Source organism: Methylobacterium sp. D53M (assembly GCF_053345625.1).
In genome coordinates this window covers 279100-293976 of sequence record NZ_JBKFAL010000003.1, presented here as the reverse complement: position 1 = coordinate 293976, position 14877 = coordinate 279100, and the positions used below count along the sequence as shown (strand labels likewise).

13 protein-coding genes are annotated in these 14877 nt (G+C 74.8%); 9 read left to right on the top strand and 4 right to left on the bottom strand.

Going from position 1 to position 14877, the window contains the following annotated elements; translation table 11 throughout:
* The first annotated feature begins 144 nt into the window (after positions 1-144).
* From ACLBYG_RS08820 to ACLBYG_RS08810, 3 genes are all read left to right on the top strand, one after another.
* The gene (locus tag ACLBYG_RS08820; RefSeq protein ID WP_012318984.1) at positions 145-414 is read left to right on the top strand and encodes a hypothetical protein; all 270 of its coding nucleotides are present in this window, start codon (positions 145-147) and stop codon (positions 412-414) included.
* 152 nt (positions 415-566) lie between these two features.
* The gene (locus ACLBYG_RS08815) at positions 567-1307 is read left to right on the top strand and encodes a TerB family tellurite resistance protein (protein ID WP_447681231.1); all 741 of its coding nucleotides are present in this window, start codon (positions 567-569) and stop codon (positions 1305-1307) included.
* Positions 1304-2059 (top strand): N-acetylmuramoyl-L-alanine amidase, encoded by a 756-nt coding sequence (locus ACLBYG_RS08810; protein WP_447681230.1) that lies wholly within the window; start codon positions 1304-1306, stop codon positions 2057-2059. Before ACLBYG_RS08815 ends, ACLBYG_RS08810 begins: the two co-directional genes overlap by 4 nt.
* A 24-nt stretch (positions 2060-2083) precedes the next feature.
* Here the strand turns inward: ACLBYG_RS08810 and ACLBYG_RS08805 are convergent, their stop codons facing one another.
* On the bottom strand, positions 2084-3118 hold the full coding sequence (locus tag ACLBYG_RS08805; RefSeq protein ID WP_020092281.1) for a TerC family protein: 1035 nt from the start codon (positions 3116-3118) through the stop codon (positions 2084-2086).
* 275 nt (positions 3119-3393) lie between these two features.
* Positions 3394-4929: an MDR family MFS transporter gene (locus ACLBYG_RS08800; RefSeq protein WP_447681229.1), complete on the bottom strand. Its 1536-nt coding sequence runs from the start codon at positions 4927-4929 to the stop codon at positions 3394-3396.
* 256 nt (positions 4930-5185) lie between these two features.
* Here ACLBYG_RS08800 and ACLBYG_RS08795 point away from each other — a divergent pair, with 256 nt between their 5' ends.
* Positions 5186-6403: a TIGR03862 family flavoprotein gene (locus ACLBYG_RS08795; RefSeq protein ID WP_447681269.1), complete on the top strand. Its 1218-nt coding sequence runs from the start codon at positions 5186-5188 to the stop codon at positions 6401-6403.
* 10 nt (positions 6404-6413) lie between these two features.
* Here ACLBYG_RS08795 and ACLBYG_RS08790 read toward each other — a convergent pair whose 3' ends face one another.
* Entirely contained in the window at positions 6414-7316 is a 903-nt protein-coding gene (locus ACLBYG_RS08790) for a collagen-like protein (protein WP_447681228.1), read from the bottom strand.
* Positions 7317-7541: 225 nt separating this feature from the next.
* Here ACLBYG_RS08790 and ACLBYG_RS08785 point away from each other — a divergent pair, with 225 nt between their 5' ends.
* From ACLBYG_RS08785 to ACLBYG_RS08770, 4 genes are all read left to right on the top strand, one after another.
* Complete coding sequence (locus ACLBYG_RS08785; protein ID WP_447681227.1) at positions 7542-8327, top strand: ImuA family protein; 786 nt, start codon at positions 7542-7544, stop codon at positions 8325-8327.
* A complete protein-coding gene (locus ACLBYG_RS08780) occupies positions 8254-9939 on the top strand; it encodes a Y-family DNA polymerase (protein ID WP_447681226.1) in 1686 nt (561 codons plus the stop codon). The genes ACLBYG_RS08785 and ACLBYG_RS08780 overlap by 74 nt, the downstream gene beginning before the upstream one ends.
* Complete coding sequence (locus tag ACLBYG_RS08775) at positions 9936-13220, top strand: error-prone DNA polymerase (RefSeq protein ID WP_447681225.1); 3285 nt, start codon at positions 9936-9938, stop codon at positions 13218-13220. The genes ACLBYG_RS08780 and ACLBYG_RS08775 overlap by 4 nt, the downstream gene beginning before the upstream one ends.
* Positions 13221-13287: 67 nt before the next feature.
* Complete coding sequence (locus ACLBYG_RS08770) at positions 13288-13752, top strand: hypothetical protein (protein ID WP_447681224.1); 465 nt, start codon at positions 13288-13290, stop codon at positions 13750-13752.
* 39 nt (positions 13753-13791) lie between these two features.
* Here ACLBYG_RS08770 and fae read toward each other — a convergent pair whose 3' ends face one another.
* Positions 13792-14331 carry a formaldehyde-activating enzyme gene (gene fae, locus ACLBYG_RS08765; protein ID WP_020092273.1) on the bottom strand — a complete coding sequence of 180 codons (540 nt, stop codon included), beginning with the start codon at positions 14329-14331 and terminating at the stop codon, positions 13792-13794.
* A 330-nt stretch (positions 14332-14661) separates the two neighbouring features.
* Here fae and ACLBYG_RS08760 point away from each other — a divergent pair, with 330 nt between their 5' ends.
* Entirely contained in the window at positions 14662-14877 is a 216-nt protein-coding gene (locus ACLBYG_RS08760) for a hypothetical protein (RefSeq protein WP_020092272.1), read from the top strand.

Genomic DNA, 14877 nt, shown 5'->3' with positions numbered 1-14877 from the left:
CGGGCGCAACTCGTCTCGCAACGCGTCTCGCGTCCGATGGAACCTTAGCCGTATGGCCGACATTCCTTTCCTGCTAAGCTCGACCCGATCCGCAACGATCACGGCCACCGGCCGGACCGGATTCACAAGGGAGTTCTGGGGACCATGAAGAAGCTGACGGCCGCCGCCATCGCCACCATCGCCGCCCTCTCGCTCGCCGGCTGCAACACCCCGGAGGACCGGGCTCTGGGCGGCGCCGGCCTCGGCGCCCTGACCGGTGCCGCGATCGGCGCGGCGGCCACCGGCCGCGCGGGCGGTGCCCTGGCGGGTGCCGCGATCGGCGGCGCCGGCGGTGCCATCGTGGGCGCCTCGACCGCGCCGCGCTGCCCCTACGGCACCTATCGCGACGCCTACGGCAACGTGTACTGCCGCTGAGCTGAAGGGTAAGGGCCGGGCGCGTCCCGGCCCTTCCTCGCGGCGTGCGGAGCGGCTATCCCGTCGCTCGGCCGGGCCCGTCCCGGTGCCGGAACCCCGCCGCCGCCGATGACAGAGCCGAGCCGAGGATCAGCGCCGGGACCGGTCGTCCCATGAATCAGGCGACCAAGACTCAGGGCGTCTGGGGCAAGCTCGGCGGCGCCGGATTCGGCCTCGCGATCGGCGGCCCCCTCGGGGCGCTGATCGGCGGGGTCGCCGGTCATTTCCTGCTCGACCGCGTCGGCGCGCCCTTCGGGCGGACGCCGCGCGACGTCGTGTTCACCACCGGACTCGTGGCGCTCGCCGCCAAGATGGCCAAGTCCGACGGCGTCGTGCTGCCCTCGGAGGTCGAGGCGTTCGGCCGGGTCGTGCAGGTGGAGCCGTCCGCGCGGGCGGGCGTCGAGCGCCTGTTCGACCTCGCCAAGAAGACCACGAACGGCTTCGAGGCCTACGCCCAGCAGCTGGCGACCACCTTCGGCGACGAGCCGGCCCTCCTCGAGGACGTGCTCGACGGCCTGTTCCAGATCGCCGGCGCCGACGGGGCGCTGCACGAGGCCGAGGAGCGCTACCTGCGTGCGGTCTCGGGAATCTTCGGCTTCGACGAGGCGGCGTTCCGGCGCATCGCCGCCCGCCACGTGCGGTTGCCGGACGATCCCTACGGCGTCCTCGGGCTCGACCGCGAGGCGGACGACGCCGCCGTGAAGGCCCGCCACCGGGCGCTGGTGGCCGAGCACCACCCGGACCGGGCGCTCGCCCGCGGCCTGCCGACGGAGGCGGTGGCCATCGCCACGCGGCGGCTCGCCGCGATCAACGCCGCCTATGACCGGATCGCGCAGGAGCGCGGGCTGCGGTGAGCCTGACCCCCGACAGCCCCCTCGCCCGCCGCGTCGCGCCCTCGCCGAACCACGGCGCCCGCCGCGCGGGGCCGCTCGACATGCTGATCCTGCACTACACCGGGATGGACAGCGGGGCCGCCGCCCTCGCGCGCCTGCGCGACCCGCTGAGCGAGGTCTCGGCGCACTACCTCGTGTTCGAGGATGGCGGGATCGTCCAGATGGTGCCGGAGGCTCGCCGGGCCTGGCACGCCGGCGCCGGCGCCTGGAAGGGCGAGACGGACGTCAATTCCCGGTCGATCGGGATCGAGATCGTCCATCCGGGCCATGCCGGCGGCCTGCCGCCCTACCCGGAGCCCCAGGTCGAGGCGGTGATCGCGCTGGCCCGGGACATCCTCGCCCGCTGGCCGATCCCGCCGGAGCGGGTGCTCGCCCATTCCGACGTCGCGCCCGAGCGCAAGGAGGATCCGGGGGAGATCTTCCCGTGGGACCGTCTGGCGGCGGCGGGGGTGGGGCACCGCGTGCCCCCCGCCAGCCTCCAGGACGGCCGGTTCTTCGCGCGGGGCGATGCCGGCCAGCCCGTCGAGGCGCTGCAGGCTATGTTCGCGCTCTACGGCTACGACCTGCCGGTGACCGGGCTGTTCGACGCGCGCACCCAGGCGGTGGTCACCGCGTTCCAGCGCCACTTCCGCCCGGCGCGGGTGGACGGCGTGGCCGACGCCTCCACCATCACCACCCTGCGCGACCTGATAGCGGCGCTGCCGGCGGCCTGAGGGCCGGGCGCCCGCCGGGCCCTCTCAGGCGCGGTGGGCCCGGGCCTCACGGGGGTGCCCGGCCTCCGGGGCCGGCGCGACCGGCGCGTCCGTCCGGGTCCGCCAGAGGCTGTAGAAGACGCCGGCCGCCAGCAGCGTCAGGGTCACCACCAGGGAGACCCAGGGCTGCACGTGGATGAGCCCGAACGTGTCGGCGACCACGATCTTGGCGCCGATGAAGATCAGGATGAAGGCTAGCGCCGTCTTCAGGTAGGCGAACCGGTCGACCATCGCGGCGAGCGCGAAGTAGAGGGCGCGCAGGCCCAGGATCGCGAAGATGTTGGAGGTGTAGACCACGAACGTGTCGGTGGTGATCGCGAAGATCGCCGGCACGCTGTCGACCGCGAAGATCACGTCGGCGCCGTTCACCAGCACCAGGGCGAGCGCCAGCGGGGTGAAGTACAGGGCGACCTTGCCGGTCCTCGGGTCGGTCTTGCGCACGGTGAAGCGCTGGCCGTGCAGGTCGGGCGTGACCCGGAAGGTCGTCTTGAACCAGCGCACGACGGCGCTGTTCTGGAAGTCGCCCTCCTCCTCGTCGCCCGAGAGCAGGATCTTCAGGCCGGCGTAGATCAGGAAGGCGGCGAACAGGGAGAGCACCCAGTGCACCTCGTGCACCAGGGCGGCGCCGAGCCCGATCATCAGGCCGCGCAGCACCACGGCCGCCAGGATGCCCCAGAGGAGGACCCGGTGCTGGGCCGCCCGCGGGATGCCCAGGGCCGTGAGGATCATGGCGATGACGAAGACGTTGTCCATCGACAGCGACTTCTCGACCACGAGGCCGGTGACGTACTCCTCGGCGGAAGACGGCCCGAGATACCACCAGATCCAGCCGCCGAAGGCGAGGCCGAGGGCGAGGTAGAAGCCGGTGAGAGCCAAGCTTTCCCGGACGCCGATCTCGTGCTCCTTGTCGCGGTGGAGGAGCCCGAGGTCGAAGGCGAGCAGGCAGGCGATCAGGACGTGGAACCCGAGCCACATCCACAACGGCTTACCGAGCCATTCGACGGTGAGGACGTCCATCATGTGCGGGGACCTGATGCTGATTCCAGATGGAAAGCATCGGCTCCGACATCACGGGCGCTGAGGAGCGCCCGCCAGAGGGGCCCGCAGCCGATGGGGCCGACGTAAGCGGTGATCCGGGCGAATCAAGGGCAGAGCGCCCGGCCGGCGCGCGGTCCGGTGACGCTATCCGCTCCCCGTGGCCCCGCCGCGACGCGGGCGCGCGTGTCGGGGCGACCTCCTGTCCCGGAGCAGGAGCGCGCGCGGGGTGATGGACCGCGTCCGGTCCCGCGCCGCCGTCAGGCGGAGGCGTCCGGCGTCTCGGCGGCCATCCTGGGGGACGTGCGCTCGCGCAGGGGCCGCTCCTCCATCAGCGCCAGGAACGTGAAGGCCCCGAGCAGGCCGAGGCAGGCGGCCAGGAAGACGTGGCGGAAGGTCAGGGCGAGCTGGGCCGGGTCCGCGCCGCGGATCAGGCTCTCAACGTCGTGGGCCCCTCCCCCCGCCCCGCCGGCGGCGCCGCCGAGCACGATCGTGCCGAAGGCCGCCACGATCAGGGCCCCGCCGAGGGAGCGGAAGAAGTTCATCGCGGCGGTGGCGATGCCGAGCTGGTGCGTCTCCACCGCGTTCTGGATCGAGATGGTCGAGAGCGGCAGGATCGTCCCGATCCCCATGGAGAGCAGCGCGAACAGCACCTCCATGAGCCAGAAGGGCAGCGCCCGGCCCTGCCAGGCGATGGTGGCGCAGCAGGCGAGGCTGACGCACATCATCGCCAGGGGCACGCGCTTGTAGTGCCGGAAATGGAGCATCGACCGGCCCGACAGGGTCGCGCCCGTGACGGTGCCGATCATCAGCGGCACCAGGGCCACCCCGGACTCGCTCGCCGAGAGCCCGATCACCCCTTCGAGGAAGATCGGCACGTAGATGGTGAGCCCGATGAAGGTGCCCATGGCGAAACACGCGGCCAGCGTCGCGCTGTAGACCACCCGGTCCTTGAGCACCTCCGTGGGGATCAGCGGCTCGGCCGCCGTGGCGAGCCGCGCCGCGAAGGCGCCGCCCAGCACGGCCGCCCCGGCGAGGAGGGCGAGGACCGGCGCCGAGTCCCAGGGATAGCGCACCCCGCCCCAGCTCAGGGCCAGCAGGAGGGTGACGGAGCCTGCCACCATCAGGGCGGCGCCGGGATAATCCAGCCGGTGGCGGCGCTCGTGGCGGGGCAGGCGCTTGAGGTTGGCGTTGGTGAGCGCGAAGGCGAGGACGCCGATCGGCAGGTTGATCCAGAAGATCAGCGACCAGTGCAGGTGCTGGGCGAAGAGGCCGCCGAGCAGCGGCCCCGCCACCGAGGCCGTCACGAACACGCCCGCGATCACCACTTGGTAGCGCGCCCGCTCCTTGGGCGACATGATGTCGGCCAGGATGGTCTGCGCCAGGGCGATCAGACCGCCGCCGCCGACACCCTGGAGACCCCGGGCGAGCGCCAGCGCCACCATCGTGGGCGCGAGCGCGCAGGCGAGCGAGCCGACCACGAAGGTCGCGATGGCGATCAGCAGCATGACCCGCCGGCCGTGGATGTCGCTGAGCTTTCCGTAGAGCGGGGTCACCGCCGTGGAGGCCAGCAGGTAGGCGGTGACGATCCAGGGCAGGTTCGCGGCGTCGCCGAGGTCGAGGCCGATGGTCGGCATGGCGGTCGCCACGATGGTCTGGTCGAGGGCCGCGAGCAGCATCGCGGTCATCAGCCCGTAGACGATGGCGCGGATCTCGCCGGGGCTGAGCGCGGCCTGCGGGGCGGGCCGCGCCTGGGCCTGCGGCTGGATCTCGGTGACGGCGACGGGACTGGCCACGTGTCTGAGAGCCTCTGATCCGGACCGTGCCGGCCGACCGTCCGGGGCGGACGGGGCCTGGGGCGGCATGAGGGGGGCGCGGGCGGGCCGCGGTCGCGGGCCGGTGCACCGGTAACCGCGGCGCCCGGGATCGGGAAGAACGTGCGTTCGGGCGTGTCCGTTTCCTAGCGCAACGCCGGAGGCCGGCCCATGGCGCCCGGCGCCGATCCGACCTTCGCCCTTGACAGAGGGGGCCGGGCTGTCGCTCTCCCGCCCCATGCCGGATGACAGGGACGCAATCGCCATCGTGGGCGGGGGGCCCGCCGGGCTCGCCGCGGCCGAGGTGCTGGGCGAGGCCGGCCGCGCGGTCACGGTCTACGAGCGCATGCCGTCGGTCGCCCGCAAGCTGCTGATCGCCGGGCGCGGCGGCCTCAACATCACCCACGGCGAGGCGCGGGCCGAGTTCCTCGCCCGCTACCATCCGCGCGGCGCCCTCGATGCGGCCATCGCGGCCTTCCCGCCCGACGCGCTCAGGGCGTGGTGCGCGGATCTCGGCGAGCCGACCTTCGTCGGCACGAGCGGGCGCGTCTTCCCGCGCAGCTTCAAGGCCTCGCCCCTGCTGCGGGCGTGGCTGGCGCGGCTCGACCGCCTCGGCGTCCGGATCCGGACCCGCCACCGGCTCACGGGGATCGCCGGGGGCCTGCGCTTCGAGACCCCGGACGGTCCCCTGGACCTCCGGCCGCGCGCCACCCTGCTGGCGCTGGGCGGGGCGAGCTGGCCGCGCCTCGGCTCGGACGGGCGCTGGGTGCCGCTCCTCGAGGGGCTCGGCGTGGCGGTGTCGCCCCTGCGTCCGGCCAATGCCGGCTTCGCGGCGGCGTGGTCCGACCTGTTCCGGGAGCGGTTCTCCGGCGCGCCGCTGAAGCGGGTGGCGCTCACCTGCGCGGGCACCACGGTGCGGGGCGAGGCCGTGATCACGGAGGCCGGCATCGAGGGCGGGGCGATTTACGCCCTCTCGCGCGTCCTGCGCGAGGCGATCGCGGCCGGGGGCAGCGCGCGGCTCGTCGTGGATCTCCGCCCGGACCTGACCCGGGACGCCCTCGCCCGCCGCCTGTCCGGCGCCCGGCCGGGCGACTCGGCCGCGACCCGGCTGCGCAAGGCCGCGGGCCTCGCGCCCGCGGCGGCGGGGCTGCTGCGCGAGGCGGCCGGCGCCGCCCTCCCGGCGGAGCCCGGGGCCCTCGCCGGGCTGATCAAGGCGGCGCCCATCACCCTCACCGCCTCCGCGCCGATCGAGCGGGCGATCTCGACGGCGGGCGGCGTCCGGCTCGACGCGCTGGACGGGCGGTCCATGCTGCGCGCCCATCCCGGCCTGTTCCTGGCCGGCGAGATGCTGGACTGGGAGGCGCCGACCGGCGGCTACCTCCTCCAGGGCGCCTTCGCGGGCGGCCGGTCGGCCGCCGCCGGGATGCTCGACTGGCTGCGCGAGAGCGGCGGCTGACCCGCCCGGCTCACGGCCGCGTGCAGAACCCGACGATGCCGGTCGCCTCCGCCGGGCAGCTGGCGCCCTCCCCGTCGTAGGTCGGCGCGCCGCCCTTGAGGCAGTGGGCCGTGACCAGCATCTCCCCGGTCCCGCAGGTGATCGTGCAGCCTCCCGGGCAGTCGGACTTGCGCACGGGCCGCAGGCTGGCGGCCTCGCCCTTCGGGCCCGGGCCGCCCTGCGGCCCGATCGGCCCCCGCGAGCCCGGTGCGCCCGGCGGGCCCGAGGCTCCCGTGTCGCCCTTCGGGCCCGGTGCGCCCTGCGGGCCGGCCGCGCCCGTGGCACCGGGCTCCCCCTTCGGGCCGGTCTCGCCCTGGGGACCCGTATCGCCCTTGAGGCCCTGATCCCCCTTGAGACCCTGATCCCCCTTGGGGCCGGTCTCGCCCTTGGCCCCTGTCTCGCCCTTGGCCCCCGTCTCGCCGGGCGGTCCCGCCGCACCCTGGGGACCGGGCGGTCCGGGCGGACCCTCGGGCGCGCAGTTCGCCACGACCGCCTCGCGCTCGTCCGGCTCCGCCTTCAGCGTCACCACGCAGGTCGAGGGCCGGTAGGGCAGCCGGAAGGTGAACCGGCCGCGCCGGTCGGCCTGGATCGAGATGTCGTCGTCCAGCACCACGATCGCGCCGGGCTTGCGCACGGAGCCCGAGATCCTCAGGTCGCCGGCCTCGATCCGCGCGTCGTAGACCATGATCGGCTGGCTCGGGGCCTGCGCGTGGCGGACCCGCGGGCGGGCCGGGCGCGCCCGCCCCGTCGCGGGGGCGGACGCGGCGGGATCCGGGGCGGCGGCCCCCGGCGGATCCGCCTGCTGGCCGAGCGCCGCGCCCGGCAGGGCGAGCAGGAGCGTCAGGGTGAGGGCTGAGCTGAGGGCTGAGCGCATGCGCGGTCCGGTTCGGCCGCGTCACGCGCGCGGCGTCCGGACATTGGTCTCGCCCTGCGATTGCGGTCAACCGCGACCTCGGACGCCGCGGGGGCGGCCGATTCCACAGGCGTCCACAGCCGTCCACAGGCCAAGCCGCTGCCGCCACGCGCGATTCCGGGACCCCGCGGAAACCGTTTGTGCATGTTCCTGTTATGTTCCTATCGTCCAGCATGACCGGAGCCGATGGAGATGGGGCTGGACCCTGCCGACGAGACCGAGGCGGCGATCGCGCGGGACGATCTCCGGGCCCGGCTGGCGGTTCTGCGGGCGCGCCTCGCGCCGCCGGATCGCGGCCGGGATCCGGCCCCGGTCCTGCCGCTGGGCGTTCCGGATCTCGACGCGCACCTGCCGGGCGGCGGTCTCGCCCTCGGGCCGCCCCACGAGATCGCGCCGGCCGAGCCCGCGGACGCGATCGCGGCCCTGGGCTTCGCCCTGGCGCTCTGCGCCCGCCAGCTCGCCCGGGAGCCGGGGGAAGCGCTGATCGCCGCCGCGCCCGGCCAGCCCCTGCCCTACGGGCACGGCCTCGCCGGCCTCGGCCTCGACCCCGGCCGCCTGCTGCTGCTGGAAGCCGGCAGCGACGCGGAGGTGTTCCGCGCCCTGGAGGCGGCCCTGCACGCGCGGGCGCTCACGGCCCTGATCGGCCTCCTGCGGGACGGGCTGCCGCTGAAGCCGGGCCGGCGCCTGCAGCTCGCCGCGGAAGGTCCGGCGCCGCCGCTGCTGCTGATCCTGCGGCCGGCGCCGGCCAGCCTGCCCAACGGGGCCGCCACGCGCTGGCGGATCGCCGCCGCCCCGGCGGCGCGGGACCGGTTCGGCACCCTGGACAGGCCGCGCTGGCGGGCGCGGCTCGAGCGCTGCCGCAACGGGCGGGGCGGCGACTGGCTTCTGGAGTGGGACCATGCCGCGCATCGTCTGCATCTGCCTGAGCCACTGGCCGGTGACGCGGCTGCGGCGGGCCGGTCTCGCGCCTGAGCGCGGCCCCCTCGCGGTGGCGGCCGAGGGGTCCGGCGGGCTGCGGCTCGTGGCCCTCGACCCGGAGGCCCGCGCCCTCGGCCTCCGGGTCGGCGAGCCCCTCGGCCGGGTCCGGGCGCGGATCGGCGTGCCGCTCCAGGTCTACCCGGCCGACCCAGAGGCCGACCGGGACGCCCTGCTGCGGCTGTGCCGCTGGGCGAGCGGCTACGCGCCCCACGTGGCCCCGTTCGGGCCGGGCGAGGCGGCGGACGGGCTCTACATCGACGTCGCCGGCGCGAGCCACCTGCGCGGCGGCGAGGCGAACCTCGTCGCGGACTTGGCCACCCGGCTCGCGCGGAGCCGCGTACCGGCGGGGATCGCGCTGGCCGACACGCCCGGCGCCGCCTTCGCGCTGGCGCGGCAGGGCGGGCCCGATCCGGTCGTGGTGCTGCCGGGCGGGGCCTCGCAGGCCCTGCGGGCCCTCCCGGTGGACGCCCTGCGCCTCGATCCCGGCACGGTCGCGGGCCTGAAGCGGCTCGGCCTGCGCCGGATCGGCGAACTCGACGCCCTGCCCCGGGGGGCCCTCGCCCGCCGCTTCGGCGCGGCGCTGCTGCTGCGCCTCGACCAGGCCCTGGGCCGCCGGCCCGAGCCGCTGGCGCCCCTGACGGCGGCGGCCGCCTACGCCGCCGCCCGCGGCTTCCTCGACCCGATCGGGCGGCAGTCGGACATCGTCCGGACCGCCCGGGACCTGATGGCGGAGACCGCGCCGCGGCTGGAGCGGGACGGGCTCGGCGCCTGCGCCCTGCGCCTCGGCCTGCACCGGGTCGACGGCGCCCTGCGGGTGATCGATCTCGGCCTGTCCCGCCCCGAGCGCGATCCTGAGCGGGTCGCGGCCCTCGTCGCCCTGCGCCTCGACCGGCTGGGCCCCGCCCTCGACGCCGGCTTCGGCTTCGAGACGGTGGCGCTCGCCGTGACGGTGACCGGCCCCATGCGGGCCCGCCAGACGGATCTCGGCGCGGCGGCCCCGGGCGACGGGATCGGGTTCCTGGCCGACGCCCTGGCGCAGCGCCTCGGGCGGGCGCTCCTGCGGCTCGAGCCGCGGGCGAGCCACCTGCCGGAGCGGGCCGACCGGGACCGGGTCTGGGTTGCCGGAATGGGGCACGGACCGTCGACCGATCGAGGCGTCGGCCGGCCACGGGCGCCTCTCCCGCCCCCCGCTCCCGAACGGGAGCGGGGGGCGGGTGCGCTCCTTCAGCGTCGGCGTTCAACCGTGATGGCTGAGCCTTCCGGCCCAGCGGCGGAAGAGGAGGCGCGCACCGGCGCGTCCCCCTGGTCCGACCACCTCCCGCCCCGCCCCCTGGTGATCTTCCCCCGCGGCGAGGCCGCCCTCGACGTGCTCTCGACCGTCCCGGAAGGGCCGCCCCGGCGCTTCCGCTGGCGCGCCCGGATCCACCGGGTCGCCCATGCCGAGGGGCCGGAGCGGATCGCCGCCGAATGGTGGCGCGCGCCCGGCGCGGATCGCGATTACTACCGCATCGAGTGCGAGGCCGGGCACCGGCTCTGGCTCTACCGCGACGGCCCGCACGCCCCCGATCGCCCGGCCGCGTGGTACGTCCACGGGCTCTTCGCGTGAGCGGCCCCGCCTACGCCGAGCTCGCCGTCACCACGAACTTCTCCTTCCTGCACGGCGCCTCCCATCCGCAGGACTTCGTCGTGCAGGCGGCGTCCTACGGCCTCGCGGCCATCGGCATCGCCGACCGCAACACCGTGGCCGGCGTGGTCCGGGCGCACGCGGCGGCGCTGGCGCTCGACCAGGAAGGCACACCGATCCGGATCCTGCCGGGGGTGCGCCTCGTCACCGAGGAGGGGTTCGAGGCCGTCACCTACCCGATGGACCGGGGCGCCTGGGGGCGCCTCTGCCGGCTGCTCACCCTGGGCAACCGGCGCGTCCGCAAGGGCGCGTGCCGCTTCTCCTTCGCCGAGATGGTGGAGGCCGCCGAGGGGCAGATGTTCATCGCGATGCCGCCGGCCCGGCGCCTGCCGGAGGGGTTCCGGGCGCGGCTGGAGGCGCTGGCCGCCGCCGCCCCGGGCCGGACCTTCCTGGGGGCGAGCCACACGCGCCGCGGCGACGAGCGGCGGCGCCTCGGGCTGCTCGCCGAGCTGGGCGCGGCCTCCGGCGCCCCGATGGTCGCGGTCTCGGACGCGCTCTACCACCATCCCGAGCGACGCCCGCTGCAGGACGTGGTCACCTGCATCCGCCAAGGCTGCCGGATCGAGGACGCCGGCTACCGGCTGGAGGCCAATGCCGAGCGCCACCTGAAGCCCGCCGCCGAGATGGCGCGGCTGTTCGCCGACCACCCGGAGGCGCTCGCCCGCACCGTCGAGATCGCGCAGGCCTGCGAGTTCAGCCTGTCGCAGCTGCACTACGAGTACCCGGACGAGCCCGTGCCCCCCGGGCGCACGCCGCAGGAATACCTGGAGGAGAAGACCTGGGAACGGGCGCGCTGGCGCTACGGCGGCGAGGTCCCGGACGGCGTCGCGGCGACGCTGCGCGAGGAGCTGCGGCTCATCGCCAAGATGAAATACGCCCGCTACTTCCTGACCCTGTTCGACGTGGTCGAGTTCGCCCGCGGCCGGGGCATCCTGTGCCAGGGCCGCGGCTCGGCGGCCAATTCCGCCGTGTGCTTCTGCCTCGGCATCACCGCGGTGGACCCGTCGAAGCACCGGCTGCTCTTCGCCCGCTTCATCTCGGAGAACCGCGGCGAGCCCCCCGACATCGACGTCGACTTCGAGCACGAGCGCCGCGAGGAGGTGATCCAGCACCTCTACGCCCGCTACGGCCGGGAGCGGGCCGCCCTCTGCGCCACGGTGATCCACTACCGGCCCCGCATGGCGATCCGCGAGGTCGGCAAGGTCCTGGGCCTGACCGAGGACGTGACCGCGGCGATCGCCGACACGGTCTGGGGCTCCTGGGGCACCGGCATGCCGGACCAGCACGTGCGCGAGGCCGGGCTCGACCCGGAGAACCCGGCGATCCGGCAGGCGCTCGACCTCGCCCACCAGCTGATCGGCTTCCCCCGCCACCTGTCGCAGCATGTCGGCGGCTTCGTGCTGACCCGCGGCCGCCTCGACGAGACCGTGCCGGTGGGCAACGGCGCCATGGCGGACCGCACCTTCATCGAGTGGGACAAGGACGACATCGACGCGATCGGCCTGATGAAGGTCGACGTGCTGGCGCTCGGCATGCTGACCTGCCTCAAGCGCGGCCTCGATTTCCTGGAGAAGGATCACGGCACCTTCTACGAGACGCTGGCCGACCTGCCGCAGGACGATCCCGCGACCTACGCGATGCTGACGAAGGCCGATTCCGTCGGCGTGTTCCAGGTCGAGAGCCGGGCGCAGATGTCGATGCTGCCGCGCCTGAAGCCGAGGGAGTTCTACGACCTCGTGGTGCAGGTCGCGATCGTGCGCCCCGGCCCGATCCAGGGCGACATGGTCCATCCCTACCTGCGGCGGCGCTCCGGGATCGACCCGGTCGAGTACCCGGCCCCGCATCCGGATCACGGCCCGGCGGACGAACTGAAGGAGGTCCTGCAGAAGACCTACGGGGTGCCGCTCTTCCAGGAGCACGCCATGCAGATCGCCATCACGGCGGCGGGCTTCACCCCGGCCGAGGCCGACGGGCTGCGCCGGGCGATGGCGACCTTCCGCCACGTCGGGTCGATCGGCGGCTTCGCGGAGAAGTTCGTGGGCGGCATGACCCGCCGGGGCTACCCGCAGGACTTCGCCGAGCGCTGCTTCGCGCAGATCCGCGGCTTCTCGACCTACGGCTTCCCGGAGAGCCACGCGGCGAGCTTCGCGCTCCTCGTCTACGCCTCGGCCTGGATGAAGTGCCGGCACCCCGACGTCTTCCTGGCCGCGATCCTCAACGCCCAGCCGATGGGCTTCTACCAGCCGGCCCAGCTGGTGCGCGACGCCCGGGCCCACGGGGTCGAGGTGCGGGGCGTCTGCGTCAACGCCAGCGACTGGGACTGCACCCTGGAGCCGGCCGGGGATCCGGCGCTGCACGCCGTGCGGATCGGTCTGCGCGTCGTGCGCGGCCTGCCCGAGGCCGCGATGCGCCGGCTCGTGCGGCTGCGGGCCAACGGCTACGCCAGCATCGAGGGCCTGCAGGCGTCCCTCGCCCTGCCCCGCAACACCCTGGAGCGGCTGGCGGAGGCGGACGCGTTCCGCTCGCTCGGCCTCGACCGGCGCGCCGCCCTGTGGATGGTCCGCACCCTGGAGGGGACGTCATCCCGCAAGGCCGCCAAGGCCGATGCGAGCGAGCGCCGCGCCCATCTCCTCGACGCACCCCTGCCGCTCTTCGCGTGGCACGCCGATGACGGCCTGTTCCGGCACGAGCCGACGGTGGACCTTCAGCCCCTGGCCCCGTCCGAGGCCGTGGCCGAGGATTACGCCGCCACCGGCCTGTCGCTCCAGGGGCACCCGGTCGCGTTCTTCCGGGGGCGGCTCGCCCGGATCGGCGCGATCCCGGCCCGGGCCCATCTCGATCCGTCGCTGCCCCAGGGGGCGCGGGTCACGGTGGCGGGGCTCGTGCTGATCCGCCAGCGGCCCGGCACCGCCAAGGGCGTGGTCTTCCTGACGCTGGAGGACGAGACCGGTATCGCCAACGTGATCGTCTGGAAGACCGTATTCGAGGCGAACCGCCGGATCGCCATGCAGGCGCGGTTCCTCGCCGTGCGCGGCCGGATCCAGCGGGCGGACGGGGTGGTCCACCTCGTGGCGGAGGGGTTTCGCGACCTCACCGCTGCCCTGCGCGATCTGCGCGAGGCCGGCATGAAGCTGCCGCCCGAGAACACGGATTTCGGCGTGCCCCCGGACCGGCGCGTGTTCCCCAGCCGGGATTTCCACTGAGGCCGGCCCTTCGAGCGGCCCTCGACCAGCCCCTCGACAGGCCCCGCGCCGCGCGTAGAGTGCGGCGATGTCGAGCTTCGCCGTCCCGCGCCTCCTCCTCGCCGCCTGCGCGGCCCTGCCCCTCCTGGCGGAGGCCGCCCGGGCCGACAGCTGCGACGACCTCACCCGCCAGATCGCCGACGCGATCGGCGGCCGGGTCGGCAAGCGCGCCGGCCCCAGCATCGACATCCGCGTGGCCGGCCCGATCAAGTTCGACGTGACCTGCCGGGCCGAGCCGATCGTGCAGGCGACCTCCGCCGAGCCGAGCCCCTCGGCGACCTTCTTCCGCGACCTGTCGGTGGCCTCCGAGATCCTCGTCGGCCAACCGGCCGCGACCGTCGAGCCGATCATCGCCAGCGCCTACCGGACCGCGCTGGCGGAGCGGCGCAAGTCGTTCATCCAGCAGAACGGCTGGTCGGCCTCCTGCTACACCGACCCGGGCAGCAGCGCGATGCGGACCCTCTGCTCGGTGGGGCGCATCCCGCCGGGCTGAGGCGGACCTGAGCCGGCAGGATGCGTGGCCTGGGCCCGCTCAGTACTCGATCACGCCGTCGAGCGCGTAGTGCTTCACGGTCTTCCGGTTGGCGATCAGCTCGTCGACCGTCGGCTCGCCCTTGAGGGCGCGGGCGATGGCGAGTTTCGTGGCCTCGTAGTTGGTCCGGTAGAGGTCCTTCTGGTCGAGGTTGTCGTCCTCGGCGCATCGCTGATCGAGCCAGATCATGATGATCATGCACAGCTCGTCGAGCCCGTCCTTCGGCAGGATGCCCTCGATGATGCAGTCCACGATCGCGTCGCCGGTGGCGGCCTGGACCACGCCGCCGAGGAGCTCGGCATACTCGGCCGTGTGGATCGTGACCTTGGTGGTCATCATCGTGGCCGGGCGCACGAGCTGGTTGAGGTCGCGCACCACGAACATCCGCGTGTGGCCCTGGACCTGCCCCATCATCGACGCGAAGGCCTGACCGACCGGGCCGCGCACCGAGCCGATCAGCACCTCCGGCATGGCGTCGGTGTACTGGCCCTCGGCCGCCAGCACCGTGGCCTCGCCCGTGCGGAACCAGATCTCTTGCATGTTCGAACTCCACCTGATCGGAGCCCGCGGGAGACATCATCGGCGGCCTCGCGTCAATCGCCCCGAAGCCGGCCCCCATCCCGGCCGCCCCTGCCCTCGCCCGCGCCGCGGCGCGGGCGCAGCCCCGTGCCGCCCCGTGCCGCCCCGTGCCGCCGCGATGCGGCCGCCGGCATCCGCGACGGCGCGCATCTCCACCCCTGCGCGGCCTGTGGCCTTGAGGAACGCGGACAGGCGAGGCAGGGAAGACCGGAGCGCGGCTCCGGGAGCGGTCCCGGGCCTGGCCGTTCCGGTGGGCGCGCGGCGCCGTGCCGGGCATGCGGGAGGAACACGATGGCGGAGAGCACGGACCGGGGCTCCGGCTGGAGCCTTCAGGCGAGCGCCGTGCCCGACGGGGTGCGCCTGGAACTCGCCCTCGCCGACCTCGGCGGTGCGCCGGTCACCGCCGCGATCGTGCTCGACCGGACGGAGGCCCGGGCCTTCGCCCGCGCCCTGCTGGCCGCCGCCGGCGACGCCGCGGAGCGGACTTTCCCGAAGCCGGGCGCCTGA